Below are 16,159 nucleotides of genomic sequence, written 5' to 3'. Positions count from 1 at the left end.
CAGTGACCACCGCTGAGCCGACGCCCACCCGCGCCGACAGCACCCCGAGTACCAGCACGACGCGTACCAGCACGACGCGTACGACCGACGAGCCGGGCGCCCCGACGGAGGCCGGTACGCCGGCCGAACCCGGTCCCGCGACCGGTACCGGCGCTTTTGGTGCCGGGACGCGCGGCGGGCGGCGGCTCGCGCGAATACTGGGACCGGAGTCCTGGCCGAGGCGGCATCCCGTCGCGTTCGTGACGGCGGTCGCGGCCGTCGTCCACATCCTCTGGTTCTTCCTCTTCGCCAACAGCGGTGGCGACCTCGCGGCCCAGGACGCCTGGACCGAGTTCGTCGGCCGTCACCCGGAGTCCGCGTACAACCTGGCCTGGTACGGCGGGATGCACCCGGTCTCGTACAGCGTGGTGTCGCCCTATCTGATGTCGGTGCTCGGCGTCCGTACGACGATGATGATCGCCGGGACCGTCTCGGCCGGCCTGACCGCGCTGATCCTGGTGCGGGTCAAGGCGGTCCGCAACCCGCTGGCCTGCTCCTTCGCCGCCCTCTTCGCGTTCCTGTGCAACGCCATGTCGGGCCGGGTGACGTTCGGGCTCGGCATGATGTTCGCGCTCGGCGCGGTGGCCGCGGTGTTCTGCTGGCCGCACAACAAGCGGGAGAACCGCTGGCCGAAGGCGGCCGTGGCCGCGCCGTGTGCCGCGCTCGCCACCGCGAGCAGTCCGGTCGCCGGACTGTTCCTCGGCATCGTCGCGGCCGCGCTGTTCCTGAACAAGCGCCGCCCGGGCGCGTACGCGATCGGCCTGCCGCCGGTCGTGGTGGTCGCCCTGTCGGCGTGGCTGTTCCCGTTCTCGGGCACCCAGCCGATGTCGCTGGCCACCACCTCGGGGCCGTTCCTCTTCGCGGTGCTGATCCTGTTCCTGGTGCCCAAGGACTGGCGGACGGTCCGTACGGCCGCGCTGGTGTACGGGGTCGGGGTGCTGCTGTGCTTCGCGATCCACTCGCAGATCGGCTCGAACATCACGCGGCTCGCGATGCTGTTCGCGGGCGTCGTCTTCCTGGCCGCGCTGCCGTACGCGGTGCCCAGGTCGCGCAAGTGGTACGTCCTGGTGCTCGCGTTCGCCGGCCTCAACGGGTGGATCGGCTTCAAGTCGGTCGACGACATCGTGCACACCGCGCCCGCGGCGACCTGGGCGCGCGATCTGGCGCCGCTGGTGGACCAGTTGCAGGGGCTGGATGCCGCGACCGGCCGGGTCGAGGTGGTCCCCGCCTCCAGCCACCGCGAGGCCTCCGCGTTCACCCCGTACGTGAACCTGGCCCGCGGCTGGAACCGCCAGGCGGACATGCAGCGCAACCCGCTGTTCTACGACGACACCCTGAACGCGGACAACTACCACGCCTGGCTCGACCGCTGGGCGGTGCGGTACGTGGTGCTGCCGCTGGGCCCGGCCGACCGCAACGGCGCGGTGCAGGAGGGCAAGCTGATCGAGCAGGGCCTGCCGTATCTGAAGCAGCTCTGGTCGAACGAGCACTGGCGGCTGTTCGCGGTCGAGAACCCCACCCCGCTCGCGGACCCGCCCGCCACGGTCAAGCACGCGGGGGAGGGCGAGGTCACGGTCGACGTCCGCTCACCGGGCACGGTCCTGATCCGCATCCCGTACTCGCCGTGGCTGAAACTGGTCGACGAGAAGGGCAAGGGCGTCGCGCCGCCGCAGGAGACGCGCGACTCCAAGCTCAAGGGCCACGACCCCAAGACGTACACGAACCTCAACGGCTGCCTGCGCAAGTCGGCCCTGACCGACGCGGGCGACGAGTGGACCGAACTGGTCGCCCCCAAACCGGGCACGTACCGCGTGGCCGCCCCGTACAGCATCCCCCGCGGCACGGGGTGCCCGGAGGGGACGCTCATCAATCCGTGAGGCGCGGGTGCGGGGTGCCCTACAGGTCCCGGCGGACCAGCGCCCGGGCGAACGGCTCGCCGGTGGCCCGGGCGTAGGCCATCCGCTCGCGCACTTCGCGCAGGGTGCGGGGCCGGTATCCGGGGCCCCCGCAACAGCTCTTGCCGAACCGGACCCCGGCATGCAGCAGCACGGAGAGCGTGCGCCAGGCAGCGACGTCCCGCCGCTTGGGCGCCGCGAAGGCGGAGCCGACGTGGATCAGCGGTTCGGCACAGCGCGGACAGACCCGACCGGGCTCGGGACGGCCGGGGTAGGGCTGCTTGTACGAAGCCCGGCAGGGCAGGCAGACGAACGACCGCCGTGGATGTCAAAAGGCCCCGGACCATGATCGGTTCGGGGCCTTTCGCGCTGGTGCCCCCGGCAGGATTCGAACCTGCGACACCCGCTTTAGGAGAGCGGTGCTCTATCCCCTGAGCTACGGAGGCGTGCTGCCGATGGCAGACCTGGACAGGGTAGCGGATGCGGGAGTGCGCCCGCTGGTGGGGACGGGTGGGGGTGGCTCGGGCGTGGACCGGGGGTTGGTCGGCTCGGCGTCGGTCGTCCGGGTCCCGGAGGGACACCCGTTCGTTCTGCGGGACCAGGTGGCGTTCTGTAGTGTGCGGTAACGCCCTGTTTGTCCGCATATGGAGTCTGGTCGTTCGCACGTAAGGGAAGTTCTGGGTCGCCGACGGACGGAGTCGAGGGATGAGGTACGGACCGCGTTGGGGGCGCATACCCCGGAGGGGCCGCACCCCCCGCCCGCAGTTCGGTCGCCCGCGCCCCGCCCGTCCGCGTTCCCCGCGCCTTCGCCTCGTGCTCGGCTCCCTCGCCGTCGTCCTGCTGCTGGCCGTGGGCGGCGCGGCCGCCTACACCTGGCACCGGCTGAACCACAACATCAGCAGCGTCGAGCTGGGATCGCTGCTCACGCCGGAGGCGTCCGCCACCTCCGACCTCAACATCCTGGTCGTCGGCTCCGATTCGCGGGCCGGGAAGAACGCCTCGCGGGCGGGCGGCGGCGTCGACATCGGGCGCTCCGACACCACCCTGCTGCTGCACGTCTACGACGGCCGCAGGAAGGCGGCGTTCGTCAGCATCCCGCGCGACACCATCGTCGACCGCCCGGCCTGCACCACCGCTTCCGGCCAGAAGCTGCCCGCGCGCGAGGGCGTCATGTTCAACTCCGTGTACGAGACGGGCGGCGCCCCCTGCACGGTGGCCGCGGTCGAGGCGCTGAGCGGCGGGCTGCGCGTCAACCACTACGTCGAGGTGGGCTTCAACGGCTTCGCGGAGCTGATGGACGCGGTCGGCGGCACCGACGTCACCCTGGCCAAGGCCATCGACGACAAGGACAGCGGGCTCCATCTGCCGCCCGGCAAGCACCACTTGAGCGGCCAGCAGTCCCTGAACCTCGTGCGCACCCGGCACGGTGTCGGCAACGGCAGCGACCTCGGGCGGATCCAGCTCCAGCACCAGTTCCTGACGGCGCTGCTCGGCAAGCTGGCCGGCCAGAACCTGCTCGCCGACCCGGGCAGACTCTTCACGGTCGCCGACGCCGCGACGAAGTCCCTCACCACCGACTCCTCCCTTGCCCGCGTCGACAGCCTCGCCTCGCTCGCGTACTCGATGAAGGGGCTCGGGGCGCGCGACGTCCAGATGGTCACCCTGCCGGCCCAGCTGGAGCAGGGGGACGAGGACCGCCTGGTGCCGGACGCCGTCAAGGTCGCCAAGGTCTGGGCCGCCCTCAGGGCCGACCGCCCGGTCCCGGAGGACGCCCTCATCGGTACGGCGTCCGGACCGAACGGAATCGGCCAGATCGTGCAGCCCGGCTGACCCCCAAAGCGGTTGTGTTCTACACCGACCTTGACCGGGGCGGGGCAGCGGCATAGCGTCGTGGACCACTGGGACTGAGCAGGCGCTTAGGAGGGCTTCCCGTGGCGGCGACGACACAGGCGCGAGACGGCGCGGCGGACGATGCCGCGGACGATGCGGTGGGGCCGGACGCGGCGGCGCGCCCCTCGGACGACCCCGGCCCCTCGGGGCCCCGTGCCTCGGATGGCGCCCCGTCGTCGGGCGACCCGTACGCCGAGTCCGCCCGGGCGGCCGAGGCGCTGCTCACCGCGCCCGGGGCCCCCTTCGCCGTGGTGCGCGGCGAGAGCGGCACGCTCCAGTACGCCACCGGGCCGCGCACCCTGCGCGAGTTCGTCGAGACGGTCTGGGCCTTCGGGGATCGGCCGTTCCTGATCGCCGAGTCCGGCACGTACTCCTACGCCGAGTTCTTCGCCGCCGCCTGCGCTCTGGCCCGCCGCCTCACCGATGTCCACGGGCTGCGTCCCGGCGACCGCGCCGTCATCGGCATGCGCAACCATCCCGAGTGGCAAGTGGCGTTCTGGGCGGCCCAGTTGGCGGGTCTGGTCGCGGTGCCGCTGAACGCGTGGTGGACCGGCGAGGAGTTCGCGTACGCCCTCGACGACTGCGCCCCGCGCGTGCTGCTCGTCGACGGCGAGCGCCTCGACCGGGTGGCCGGCTGGGCCCGTACGCGGGGTGTGCGCGGCATGGTCTTCCACCACGCGGGGCCGCTGCCCGAAGGCTTCGAGCGGTACGCCGACCTCGACGAGCTCACCGCGCCCGACCCGGCGGCCGGCCCGCCCGACGTCGATGTCCCGCCGGACGCGGACGCCACCATCATCTACACCTCCGGCACCACGGGCCGCTCCAAGGGGGCCGTCGCGACCCAACTCGCCCAGGTGGGTGCCGTGTTGAACCCGCGGTTCCAGGCGGCCATGTCCATGCTCGGGCGTGGTGTCGTCCCGGGGCAGGGGCCCGCTCCCGTCACGCTGATGACGTTTCCCTTCTTCCATGTCGCCGCGTTCACCTCGGTGTACGCGGCGATGGCGGCGGGCGGCACGCTCGTTCTGATGCGGAAGTGGGATGCGGGGCGCGCCCTCGATCTCATCCGCGAGCACCGGGTCACGCACTATGCGGGGGTGCCGGCCACCGCTCTCCAACTCCTGGCCGCCGCCGAGGAGTCCGGGTCCGAGGGGGCCGCGCTGGAGAGCCTGACCGCGCTCAACACCGGGGGTGCGGCGGCCCCGCCCGGGCTGGTCACCGGGCTCACCGCGCGGTACGGCTCGCGCATCGAGCCGCGCAACGGGTACGGGCTGACCGAGACGAGCGGGGGAGTGCTGGCCAACGTCGGTGCGGAGTACCGGAGTTGGCCGCAGGGCGCGGGGCGGGCCACGCCGGTGACCGAGGTACGGATCGCCGGGCCCGACGGGTCGGGGCTCGCGGACGGCGAGATCGGCGAGCTGTGGCTGCGCGGGCAGTCCTTGGTGCGGGGCTACTGGAACGACCCGGAGGCCACCCGGCTCGCCTTCCAGGACGGGTGGTTCAGGACGGGTGACCTCGCGGTGCTGGACTCGGGCCGGGTCACGATCGTCGACCGGATCAAGGACATGGTGATCCGGGGCGGCGAGAACGTGTACTGCGTCGAGGTCGAGGGAGTGCTGCACGACCACCCTGCGGTTCTCGACGCGGCGGTGCTTGGGGTGCCCCATCCGGTGCTGGGGGAGGAGGTCGCGGCGGTGGTGCAGGTACGCGCGGACGCGGAGGTGTCCGAGGAGGAGCTCCGGGCCCATGTCGGGGCGGTGCTGGCGGGGTTCAAGGTGCCGGCCCGGGTGGTGGTGCGGCGGGGGGCGTTGCCGCGGAACGCGGCGGGGAAGGTGGTGAAGGGCGAGTTGCGGGGGGAGCTGGGAGCCGGCTGATCCTCCCCGCCCCTGCCTCGCCCTCAGGGCTCCCTCAAGGCCTCTCCACCCGCACGTGGTAGTTGCCCATCCCGTCCACCCCCGTCACCGCCACCCGCACGCCGCTCGCGCGGTCCACGAAGGTCTCTCCCGTGGTGTAGGGGGCGTCCGAGAGTTCCGCGTTGACGTTGGGGCGGCGGGTGCAGCCTCCGGTGTTGGGGGTGCTGTCGGAGACGTTGACCGGGCCGCGGCCCGTGTCCACGGTGGCCTCCACGTGGTAGACCAGCACCCCTGGTTTGCAGACGGCGCCGTCGTTGCCGGCCTGGGTGCGGACCTCCACCGCGTACCCGCTGTCCTTCGTCACCGGCACGAAGAGCAGCTTCGGGCCGCCCTCCGTGGCCAGCGGGCTCAGGACGTACTGGCCCACCCCGGAGCCGGTCACGCACGACACCTGGCTGTTGTCGAGCCAGCCCAGCTTCCACTTGTGCCAGCCCAGCATGTCGTTGTTGGCACCCCAGTCCTCGGACATGATGTCCCAGTGCCCGACGGCGCCGCCGCCCTGCGCGGTGTACAGGTCGGGCAGTCCGAAGACATGGCCGTTCTCGTGCGGCAGCACCCGGTAGCCCGTCTCCCCGTACGAGCCGGAGCCGTCGTCCTGGCGGCTGTAGACGAACGAGGTGTTGGACAGCGGCACTCCGTCCGCGTACGGCGCCTCCTCGTTGCCGGAGAAGGTCACCGACAGGACCGTGTCCAGCGCGGACGGACCCGCGTTCGGGGTCACCAGCACGTTCACCAGGTCGTACTTCGAGAAGTTCACCCGGCTCCCGGCCGCCGCGACCATGTCCTGCACCAGGCGGTGGTAGCCCGGCTCGTAGGGGGAGCCGCGCTCGATCCCGTACGCCGAGAACGCCTTGGGCATCCTGAGCCACTGCGGGATGGGCGCTTCGGGGCGGTAGTCGAGGCGGCCGTAGGAGGCGTTGCGGAACCAGTCGCTGGTCTGCGGGAAGAACTCCTTGTACCGGCTGAGCGCGGTGCCCGAACCCACCGCGTCCGGAAAGTCGATCATGAGGGTGAGGGCCCGGACGATGCCGGTGGAGTGCGCGTACCCGGGCGGGGTCGGCAGGCCCTCCGACATCTGGACGCCGAGGCCGGCGGGGATGCGGCAGGCGGCGAGCGAGGAGTCGCCGGGGACGGCCGCCGGGCCCGCGGAGGCGCGGGTGGCGATCGACAGGGTGGTGGAACCGGTGGTCAGCGCCGCCAGGGCGAGCGAGGCGAGGGTGGCGCCGAGGAAGGTGTGCCGGCGGCCGCATATCCGGCGTCCTGGCGCCCGGGCCGGGCGGGACTGGCTGACGTCCTGCATGCGCACGCGCTCGCCTTCGGGGACGCGACAGTCGGCCGGTTCCGGACTGCGCTCGTCTGATCACCCTGTGTCCGGCGTGTCGGCCGCGCTCGCCGGGTGGCCCGAATGTGGGTTTTTCCGGATATCGGGTGTGCGTAGGACCGGGCGCCTCTGCCCGGCGGGAGCCGCACCGGTGCGTGTGTGGCGCAGGTCACATCCCGCCCGGGAAATAACCGGGGAAGGTTTCCCCGTTTGAACCTTCGTCCCCGCGAAACGGGGAAGGTTTCCCCGCTTGGGTCGGACCCTCGGGGGTCGGACCCGGTCACCATCGGGTCCCGGTCACCGTCGGCCCGATCGCCCCGTAGAGAAGACGTCCTCAAAGCGCCCACAAAGCGCCCTCGGTACGCCTTCAGAACACCTTCAGAACACCTTCAGAACGCCTTCCAGAGGAGGAGTAGAGCCGTGCAGACCGCCACCGCCCCCGTCGCCGCCGGGCCGCGCCGCGCCCCGCGTCCGCGGGCCGACGCCCTGCGCAACCGGGAGCGGATCATCGCCGCCGCGCGCGAGATGTTCGTCGAGTACGGGGCCGAGCGCCCGCTCGACGAGATCGCCCGGCGGGCCGGTGTCGGCAACGCCACGATCTACCGCCACTTCGCCGACCGCGGCGAGCTCATCACCAGCGTGGTGCTCTCCGTCATGGACCGCGTCTCGGCCCAGGCCGAGGCGGCCGCCGCCGAGGAGGCCGACCCCTTCGACGCGCTGCGCCGCTTCGTGCACGCGGCCGCGGACGAGCGGATCGGGGCCCTGTGCCCGATGCTGTCCGACACCTTCGACCAGGACCAGGCCGAGCTGAACGCGGCCCGTGAGCGCCTCGAACGCGACGTCGAGGGGCTCATGCGGCGGGCCCGCGAGGCCGGCCGGCTCCGCGCCGACGTCGCCGTGGGGGACCTGATGGTCGCCCTCTCCCAACTGACCAGGCCGCTGCCGGGCACGCCCTGCCCGAACATCGACCAGTTCGTCCACCGTCATCTGCAACTCTTCCTCGACGGGCTCCAGGCCCCGGCGCGGTCCGAGCTGCCGGGCTGTGCGGCGACCCTCGACGATCTCCGGAAGAGCTGATCGCCTTCATCGACGAGACCCGGGGCACTCCACGCCCGCCGGAAGGGCTGATCGCCTTCCTCCCTCAACTCCCCGTTCATTCACCGTAGTTACAACATCTTCTCGGTAATCCGCGTCCCAAGGTGGCTACCTCCATGTCAAAAACAGTCGGTCTGGACAAGACGGACCAGCTCTCCCTCGCCCCCGATCCCAGTCGCTGGAAGGCGCTCGCCTTCATAGCCCTGGCCCAGTTGATGGTCGTGCTCGACGCGACGATCGTGAACATCGCGCTGCCGTCCGCGCAGCACGCGCTGCACATCAGTGACGCCAACAAGCAGTGGGTCATCACGGCGTACGCGCTCGCCTTCGGCGGACTGCTCCTGTTCGGCGGACGCATCGCCGACCTGTGGGGCCGCAAGCGCACCTTCGTCGTCGGCCTGCTCGGCTTCGCCGCGGCCTCCGCGCTCGGTGGCGCCGCCACCGGCGAGGCGATGCTGCTCGGCTCCCGCGCGCTCCAGGGCGCCTTCGGTGCGCTGCTCGCGCCGGCCGCCCTGTCGCTGCTCGCGGTGATGTTCACCGACGCCAAGGAGCGCGCCAAGGCCTTCGGCATCTACGGTGCGATCGCCGGTGGCGGTGGCGCGGTGGGCCTGATCCTGGGTGGTTTCCTCACCGAGTACCTGAACTGGCGCTGGACCTTCTTCGTGAACATCCCGTTCGCGATCGTGGCCGCGCTCGGTGCCTACCTCGTCATCCGTGAGCCCTCGGGCACCCGCAACCGCTCGCCGCTCGACGTGCCCGGCGTGGTCCTGTCCACCACCGGTCTGGTCGCGCTCGTCTACGGCTTCACCCGCGCCGAGTCGGCCGGCTGGTCGGACGCGCTCACCATCGCGATGTTCATCGCCTCCGCGGTGCTGCTGAGCGCCTTCGTCGCCGTCGAGTCCAGGGTGCGCCACCCGCTGCTGCCCCTGCGCGTCATCACCAACCGCAACCGCGGCGGCGTCTACCTCTCGCTCGGCCTCGCGATCATCGCGATGTTCGGCCTCTTCCTGTTCCTCACCTACTACCTCCAGGTCGTCAAGGGCTTCTCGCCGGTCAAGACGGGCTTCGCGTTCCTGCCCATGATCGCGGGCATGATCACCGGATCCACCCAGATCGGCGCCCGGCTGATGACCCGGGTCGCGCCGCGCCTGCTGATGGGCCCCGGCTTCCTGACCGCCGCCGTCGGCATGCTCCTGCTGACCCAGCTGGACATCGACACCTCGTACGCCGGTGTCATCCTGCCCGCGCAGATCCTGCTCGGCCTCGGCATGGGCACCGCCTTCATGCCCGCCATGTCGCTCGCCACCATCGGCGTCGAGCCGCGTGACGCGGGTGTCGCCTCCGCGATGGTCAACACCTCGCAGCAGGTCGGCGGCGCCATCGGCACGGCCCTGCTCAACACCATCGCCGCCTCGGCGACCACGGCCTACGCCACCGGTCACCTGGCGCTGGGCGCCACCAACCCCGAGCTGCTCAAGCTCCAGGCCATGGTGCACGGCTTCGCCGCCGCCATCTGGTGGGCCGTCGGCATCCTGGCGGCCGCCTCCGTCATCGCCGTCACCCTCATCAACACCGGCCGCCCCGGCAACGGTCCGGTCGCCCGGTCGGGCAGCGACGACGACGTCCAGGACGAGGTGCGTATCCCGGTGGTCGCGCACTGACCCCCCGGTAGCACCCCGGACGCGCCCTGCCCTGGTTCCGCTGTTCTCAGCGGAGCCAGGGCAGGTCCGCTTTGGCGTCGGTGGGCTGGAGCCCCTGCGCCATCACGCGCATGATCTCGCCGAGCTGGTCCACCTGGGCCGGGGTCAGCCGGTCGAACATCGCCTGCCGCACGGCGGCCACATGCCCGGGCGCGGTCCGCTCCAGGACCTCGTACCCGGCGTCCGTGAGGATCGCGAGCTGGCCCCGCTTGTCGGAGGGGCAGTCCTCGCGCCTGATCCACCCGTTGTTCTCCAGGCGCGCCACCGCGTGCGAGAGCCGGGAGCGGGTGATCTTCGAGTTCTTGGCCAGCTCGGTCATCCGCATCCGGCGCCGAGGGGCCTGGGAGAGCTGGACGAGCAGCCCGTAATAGATGTGCGGCATCCCGGCATCGCGCTGGAGCTGACGGTCGAGGTGGTCTTCGAGGAGCCGGGTGGCGTGGAGGTAGGCGCGCCAGGTGCGCTGCTCCTCGTCGCTGAGCCAGTTAGGTGCCGAGGTCATACATCTACTGTACGGACGCTTCTTGAAAGTTGAACTATGTAGGGTTAGGCTGGGCTCAGACGCTTGAGACTTCAAGCAGTTTCTGCCGGGCCGCCCAGCCGGCCGGGCAGCCCGTGAGTGAGCCGGAGAGTCCGCCATGACCGTCGTCCGCCCCGAGCGCATGCCCGCCCTGTACCTCTCCCACGGCGCCCCGCCGCTCGCCGACGATCCGCTGTGGCCCGCCGAGCTGGCGGCCTGGTCCGCCCAACTGCCCCGGCCCACCTCCATCCTGATGGTCTCCGCGCACTGGGAGGAGGCGCCCCTCGCGCTCGGCGCCACCGAGACCATGCCGCTGGTGTACGACTTCTGGGGCTTCCCCGAGCGCTACTACCAGGTGCGCTACGCCGCCCCCGGCGCGCCCGAACTCGCCGATTCCGTACGCAAGTTGCTGCGTGCGCCCGGGATGCCGGTGCAGGACATCGCGGACCGGGGGCTCGACCACGGCGCCTATGTCCCGCTGGTGGAGATGTTCCCCGCCGCCGACATCCCGGTCCTCCAGATCTCCCTGCCGACCCTGGACCCGCGCCGCCTCTACGACATCGGCCGCACCCTGGCCCCGCTGCGCGACGAGGGCGTACTGATCGTCGGCAGCGGATTCTTCACCCACAACCTGGCCGCCCTGCGCCATCCCGGCGGCCAAGTCCCCACCTGGTCCGCCGAGTTCGACGACTGGGGCGCGCGGGCGCTGGCCGCCGCCGATGTCGATGCCCTGCTCGACTTCGAGCACAAGGCCCCGGCGGGCCGGCTCGCCCACCCCCGCACCGAGCACTTCGCCCCGCTGTTCGTGACGATGGGCGCGAGCGAGGGCGAGCTGGGCGGCGCGCGCAGTGTCATCGACGGGTTCTGGATGGGCCTCGCCAAGCGGTCCGTGCAGTACGGCTGACGGGCGGTACGGCTGACCGGGCTTACGCCTCGACCCGCGAGGGCGGCGTGAACGGGCGCGTGGCGGGCGCGCGTTGGGGCCCTGCGCGCAGGCCGGGCCGCCTACGCGCCGCCGCCCAGCTCCTTCTCGTACCAGGCCACGTCCCAGTAGCGGCCGAACTTGCGGCCCACCTCGCGGTAGGTGCCGACGTGCGCGAAGCCGAAGCGCGCGTGCAGCCGCAGGGAGGCCTCGTTCGGCAGGGCGATCCCCGCGTAGGCGCGATGCACGTCCTGGCCCGCCAGGGCCTCGAAGAGGGCGTCGTACAGGAGCGTGCCCACGCCCCGCCCGGTCGCCTCCGGCGCGCAGTACACACTCACCTCGACGGAGGTCGCGTACGCGGGCTTGGCGCGGAACGGGCTGCTCGTCGCATAACCCAGCACGCGATCCTGCCCGACAAAACGGGCATCGTGAGCAACCAGAAGGCGGTACGGGCCGTCTTCAGGGTGGGAGTGCAGCCACGGACGGCGCTGTTCGGTGGTGAAGGGGTCCGTGTCGAATGTGACGGCGGTCTCACGGATGAAGTGGTTGTAAAGATGCGTGAGCGCCGCCAGATCGGCCTCCACACCCGCCCTGACCTGCACCTCTGTACGTTTCTGCGGCACCTGTCCCCCCTCTCGTGGCGCGACAGGGTACTGCATGATCACGAAATCGATGGGCGGGTCGGGAATTCTGTCCGGATTCCAGCCGTTGTTTCCATCGGATGCAGGGCACCCGGGAGGGTGTCGCGACCACTCAGTAAGGGAGCACGCATGGCAACCCGCGCCGTCGCCCGCCGACAGTCCGCCTCTGGCGGCTCGGACTCTGGAAGCAGGGTCCGCGCAATCAGCGGTGAGATCGCCGACCGCGACCTGGTCGGTATGTACCTCGACGAAATCGCGCGTACGCCGCTGCTCGACGCCGCCAAGGAGGTCGAGCTCTCGCAGACCATCGAAGCCGGTGTATACGCACGCCAGATCCTCGACGGGGAGGTGGAGAGCGAGGCAGCGGGCGCCACGCCCGAGGAGCTTGAGGCGTTGTACGCCGCCGGTGAGCGCGCCAAGGACCTCTTCATCCGCTCCAACCTCCGCCTGGTCGTAGCCGTCGCCCGCCGCTACCCGAGGGCCGGCCTGCCCCTGCTCGACCTCATCCAGGAGGGCAACGCCGGCCTGGTGCGCGCGGTCGAGAAGTTCGACTACGCCAAGGGCTTCAAGTTCTCCACGTACGCCACCTGGTGGATCCGCCAGGCCATCACCCGCTCCATCGCCGACCAGTCCCGCACCATTCGCCTGCCCGTCCACCTGGTGGAGGAGCTCGGCCGCATCCGCCGGGTCCAGCGCGAATTCAACCGGGAGAACGGCCGCGATCCCGAGCACACGGAGATCGCCGCCGAGCTGGGCTCCACGCCCGAGCGCGTCGGTGACGTCCTGGACTGGGCGCGTGACCCGGTCTCCCTCAACATGCCGGTCGACGACCAGGGCGAGACCCAATTCGGCGACCTGCTGGAAGACACCTCCGCCGTGTCGCCCGAACAGTCCGTGCTCACCCTGCTGCGCAGCGAGGAGCTCGACGACCTGATCGGCAAGCTCGACCAGCGAACCGCCTCGATCATCAAGATGCGTTACGGCATCGACGACGGCAGGGAGCGTACGCTGACAGAGGTGGGCAAGGAACACGGTCTGACCCGCGAGAGGATCCGTCAGATCGAGAAGCACGCCTTGCTCGAACTGAAGAAGATGGCCCGCGACACGGGCTTCGACGCGGCGGCCTAGGCCCCGCCCCCCCCAGACGAGCTCCGGCACCCTCCCCCCCCTGGTGCTGGGGCTCCCGGCCCCGGCACCTTCCCCCCCTGGTGTCGGGGCCCCTCTCTTGTCCCCGGGCCTCCCCCTCACTCCTCGTGCCGGGGCGCGGTCGCGCGGGTCAGCCGCTCGCCCAGCTCGTGCAGATAGGCGGTCATCGACGGCGGCCCGTGGACGGTGAACTCGCAGTCCACCAGGGCGAGCCGCAGCGCCACCCACTCCAGGGAATCGGTGCACGAGGCGCGCAGCCGGCAGCGGCCCGCCCCCAGGGGCTCGGGCGACCCGAGCGAGCTGGGCAGGCGGGCGGTCACGAAGTCGGCCGGAGCCTCGAAGGTGACGTCGACGTCCAGGACCGGCTGGAGCCGGTTCATCGAGGTGCGCACGAACTCCGCCGCGTTGGCCTCCGGCAGCTCCCTCGGCGCGAAGCGCGCCCCGGTCGCCAGCGGATCGGCGACCCGGTCGACCCGGAACGTACGCCAGTCGCCGCGCTCCACGTCGTACGCCACCAGGTACCAACGGCGGCCCGTCGACACCAGCCGGTACGGCTCGACCAGGCGCTTGGTGGCCGTGCCGTCGCCCGAGACATAGCCGAAGCGCAGCCGCTCCTCGCCGGTGACGGCCGAGGCCAGCGTGGTCAGGGTGCGCGGATCGACCGTCGCGCCGTCCCCGCGCCAGGGGCCGGCCAGCGGCATCGTCGCCGCCTGGAGGCTCGCCACGCGGTGGCGCAGCCGGGAGGGCAGCACCTGCTCGAGCTTGGCCAGGGCCCGCACCGAGGCCTCGTCCACGCCGTCCACCGCATGGCCCGCGCCGGCCCGCAGCCCGACCGCGATCGCCACCGCCTCCTCGTCGTCCAGGACCAGCGGCGGCATCGCCTTGCCCGCCACCAGGCGATAGCCGCCGTCCGCGCCTCGCGCCGCCTGCACGGGATAGCCGAGTTCGCGCAGCCGGTCGATGTCGCGCCGCACCGTGCGCCGGGAGACCCCGAGGCGGTCGGCGAGTTCGCCGCCGGGCCACTCGCGCGGGGTCTGAAGCAGGGAGAGCAGTTGCAGCAGCCGTGCCGGGGTGTCGGTCATGTCTCCAGGATGCCCGCGCAATGAGGACACACCCTGACCTATAGGGGGTCTAACTTTCCTCTCATGACCTCCACCACGACCAGCATCACCCCAGAATCCGCGGCGCTGGCCGCGGCAGACCGCCGCCGGTGGTTCGCCCTGGCCATCGTCATGACCGCGGCCTTCATGGACCTGGTCGACGTCACGATCGTCAACATCGCCATCCCGTCCATCCAGCAGGACACCGGGGCGAGCTTCTCCTCGATCCAGTGGATAACCGCCGGCTACGCGCTCGCGTTCGCCGCCGGCCTGATCACCGGCGGCCGCCTCGGCGACATCCACGGCCGCAAGAAGCTCTTCCTCATCGGCATCGCCGGCTTCACGCTCGCCTCCGCGCTGTGCGGCTTCGCCGCCAACCCGGAGATGCTGGTCGCCTCCCGCATCCTGCAGGGCGCGATGGCCGCCATGATGGTGCCGCAGGTCCTCTCCATCGTGCACGCCACCTTCCCCGCCCACGAGCGCGGCAAGGTCTTCGGCCTGTTCGGCGCGGTCGTCGGACTCGGCGCGGTCTCGGGACCGCTGCTCGGCGCGCTGCTCACCGAGTGGAACCTGTTCGGGCTCGAATGGCGCCCGATCTTCCTGATCAACCTGCCGGTCGGCGTCGCGGGCCTGATCCTCGGCACCAAGTTCATCACCGAGTCCAAGGCGCCCAAGGCCCTCAAGCTCGACCTCGTCGGCGTGGTCCTGGTGACGCTCGGCCTGCTCATGCTGCTCTACCCGCTGACCCGCGGCCGCGAACTCGGCTGGCCGCTGTGGGGCTACCTCTCGATGGCCGGCAGCGTCCTGGTCTTCGGCGTCCTCATCGCGTACGAGCGCATGAAGGCGGCCCGCGACGGCTCCCCGCTGATCGAGCTGTCGCTGTTCAGGGTGAAGAGCTTCGCGGCGGGCATCGCCGTCCAGGCCACCTTCGGCGTCGGCCTCGGCATCTTCTTCCTCGTGTGGACGCTCTACATGCAGATGGGTCTCGGCTGGAGCGCCCTGCGCGCGGGCCTGACCGGAGTGCCGTTCTCCATCGCGGTCTCGGTGGCGGCTGGCCTGTCCGTGCAGAAGCTCGTCCCGCGCTTCGGCCGCAAGGTCCTCCAGGCGGGCGCCCTGACGATGGCGGCCGGGCTGCTGCTCTACATCTGGGAGGCCGGCCGCTACGGCCTGGACATCGCGCCCTGGCAGATGGCGCTGCCGCTGGTCGTCATGGGCCTCGGCATGGGCCTCATCGTCGCCCCGCTCACCGACGCGGTGCTCTCCGAGGTGCCCAAGGAGCACTCGGGTTCCGCCTCCGGGCTCATCAACACCGTGCAGCAGATGGGCAACGCGCTCGGCCTCGGCCTGGTCTCGGTCGTCTTCTTCGGCTCGATCGGCGACGACCTCGCGCCGCCGAGGCTGGGGCAGGCGTTCGTGGACGGCTTCCAGCACTCGCTCTGGTACGTGGCCGGGGTGCTCGGGGTGATCTTCCTGGTGATGTTCGCGTTGCCGGTGCGGGGGGTGCGGCAGGGTGAGGCCGAGGTTGGGGAGGCCGAGCTGCTCGACCTCCCCCGGCAACGCGAGCCGGCCGCCTAACCCGGCCCCGCTTCGGCCCGGCCCGGCTCTGCCCGCCCCCGCCCCGCTTCGGCTCGGCCCCGCGCGGCCCGGGCCCGGCTCCGGCCCCGGCCTCGGCTCGGCCCGATGGCCCCGCACCTTTCGAGGTACGGGGCTATCGGCCTATGCGGGCCCGGCGTAGGGGGTCCCGGCCCCCGGCCCCCTGAAACCCGCTTCCGGCTTGCACGCCGGCCTGTTTTTTGCGCAGTTCCCCGCGCCCCTCAACCCCCTTGCGTCTGCGGCCCGTGCTCGCTTTTCGCGCAGTTCCCCGCGCCCCTGAAACCCGTGTACGTCCGCGAGCCGTGGTCGCTTCTCGCGCAGTTCCCCGCGCCCCTAAGCCCTCTTGAATCTGCGGACCGTGCCCGCTTCTCGCGCAGTTCCTCGCGCCCC

At 71.5% G+C, this 16,159-nt stretch carries 13 protein-coding genes and 1 tRNA gene; 8 read left to right on the top strand and 6 right to left on the bottom strand.

Annotated elements, in window-relative coordinates; all coding sequences use genetic code 11:
- Positions 1-2 precede the first annotated feature (2 nt).
- The gene (locus tag N4G70_RS29515) at positions 3-1,916 is read left to right on the top strand and encodes an MFS transporter (protein WP_261715804.1); all 1,914 of its coding nucleotides are present in this window, start codon (positions 3-5) and stop codon (positions 1,914-1,916) included.
- A gap of 19 nt (positions 1,917-1,935) precedes the next feature.
- Here N4G70_RS29515 and N4G70_RS29510 read toward each other — a convergent pair whose 3' ends face one another.
- Together N4G70_RS29510 and N4G70_RS29505 are read right to left on the bottom strand one after the other, a co-directional pair.
- Positions 1,936-2,238 (bottom strand): deoxyxylulose-5-phosphate synthase, encoded by a 303-nt coding sequence (locus N4G70_RS29510; RefSeq protein ID WP_261715904.1) that lies wholly within the window; start codon positions 2,236-2,238, stop codon positions 1,936-1,938.
- 66 nt (positions 2,239-2,304) lie between these two features.
- Positions 2,305-2,380, bottom strand: a tRNA-Arg gene (locus N4G70_RS29505).
- 367 nt (positions 2,381-2,747) lie between these two features.
- Between N4G70_RS29505 and N4G70_RS29500 the strand changes: the two genes are divergently transcribed.
- Positions 2,748-3,764 carry an LCP family protein gene (locus N4G70_RS29500; protein ID WP_261715803.1) on the top strand — a complete coding sequence of 339 codons (1,017 nt, stop codon included), beginning with the start codon at positions 2,748-2,750 and terminating at the stop codon, positions 3,762-3,764.
- Between the two features lie 158 nt (positions 3,765-3,922).
- Positions 3,923-5,695 (top strand): class I adenylate-forming enzyme family protein, encoded by a 1,773-nt coding sequence (locus N4G70_RS29495; RefSeq protein ID WP_399037355.1) that lies wholly within the window; start codon positions 3,923-3,925, stop codon positions 5,693-5,695.
- 34 nt (positions 5,696-5,729) lie between these two features.
- Here N4G70_RS29495 and N4G70_RS29490 read toward each other — a convergent pair whose 3' ends face one another.
- A complete protein-coding gene (locus N4G70_RS29490; RefSeq protein WP_261715902.1) occupies positions 5,730-7,034 on the bottom strand; it encodes a M6 family metalloprotease domain-containing protein in 1,305 nt (434 codons plus the stop codon).
- 441 nt (positions 7,035-7,475) lie between these two features.
- On the opposite strand from N4G70_RS29490, the gene N4G70_RS29485 reads away from it, so the two are divergent.
- Both N4G70_RS29485 and N4G70_RS29480 read left to right on the top strand, forming a co-directional pair.
- Positions 7,476-8,132: a TetR/AcrR family transcriptional regulator gene (locus N4G70_RS29485; RefSeq protein WP_261715802.1), complete on the top strand. Its 657-nt coding sequence runs from the start codon at positions 7,476-7,478 to the stop codon at positions 8,130-8,132.
- 134 nt (positions 8,133-8,266) lie between these two features.
- Complete coding sequence (locus N4G70_RS29480) at positions 8,267-9,811, top strand: MFS transporter (RefSeq protein WP_261715801.1); 1,545 nt, start codon at positions 8,267-8,269, stop codon at positions 9,809-9,811.
- 46 nt (positions 9,812-9,857) lie between these two features.
- Here N4G70_RS29480 and N4G70_RS29475 read toward each other — a convergent pair whose 3' ends face one another.
- Positions 9,858-10,349, bottom strand: coding sequence for a MarR family winged helix-turn-helix transcriptional regulator (locus N4G70_RS29475; protein WP_261715800.1), 492 nt, complete (start codon positions 10,347-10,349; stop codon positions 9,858-9,860).
- Positions 10,350-10,485: 136 nt separating this feature from the next.
- Here N4G70_RS29475 and N4G70_RS29470 point away from each other — a divergent pair, with 136 nt between their 5' ends.
- Positions 10,486-11,271 (top strand): class III extradiol ring-cleavage dioxygenase, encoded by a 786-nt coding sequence (locus N4G70_RS29470; RefSeq protein WP_261715799.1) that lies wholly within the window; start codon positions 10,486-10,488, stop codon positions 11,269-11,271.
- A gap of 101 nt (positions 11,272-11,372) precedes the next feature.
- Here the strand turns inward: N4G70_RS29470 and N4G70_RS29465 are convergent, their stop codons facing one another.
- A complete protein-coding gene (locus tag N4G70_RS29465) occupies positions 11,373-11,912 on the bottom strand; it encodes a GNAT family N-acetyltransferase (RefSeq protein ID WP_261715798.1) in 540 nt (179 codons plus the stop codon).
- Between the two features lie 147 nt (positions 11,913-12,059).
- On the opposite strand from N4G70_RS29465, the gene N4G70_RS29460 reads away from it, so the two are divergent.
- Positions 12,060-13,058 carry an RNA polymerase sigma factor RpoD/SigA gene (locus tag N4G70_RS29460; RefSeq protein ID WP_261715797.1) on the top strand — a complete coding sequence of 333 codons (999 nt, stop codon included), beginning with the start codon at positions 12,060-12,062 and terminating at the stop codon, positions 13,056-13,058.
- Positions 13,059-13,174: 116 nt separating this feature from the next.
- Here N4G70_RS29460 and N4G70_RS29455 read toward each other — a convergent pair whose 3' ends face one another.
- A complete protein-coding gene (locus tag N4G70_RS29455) occupies positions 13,175-14,158 on the bottom strand; it encodes a YafY family protein (protein WP_261715796.1) in 984 nt (327 codons plus the stop codon).
- 63 nt (positions 14,159-14,221) lie between these two features.
- Between N4G70_RS29455 and N4G70_RS29450 the strand changes: the two genes are divergently transcribed.
- Positions 14,222-15,751: an MFS transporter gene (locus tag N4G70_RS29450; RefSeq protein ID WP_261715795.1), complete on the top strand. Its 1,530-nt coding sequence runs from the start codon at positions 14,222-14,224 to the stop codon at positions 15,749-15,751.
- The last annotated feature ends 408 nt before the right edge of the window (positions 15,752-16,159 follow it).

The sequence above is a fragment of the Streptomyces sp. ASQP_92 genome, from assembly GCF_025399895.1.
GTDB lineage: Bacteria > Actinomycetota > Actinomycetes > Streptomycetales > Streptomycetaceae > Streptomyces.
This window is presented reverse-complemented; position numbering and strand designations above follow the sequence as displayed.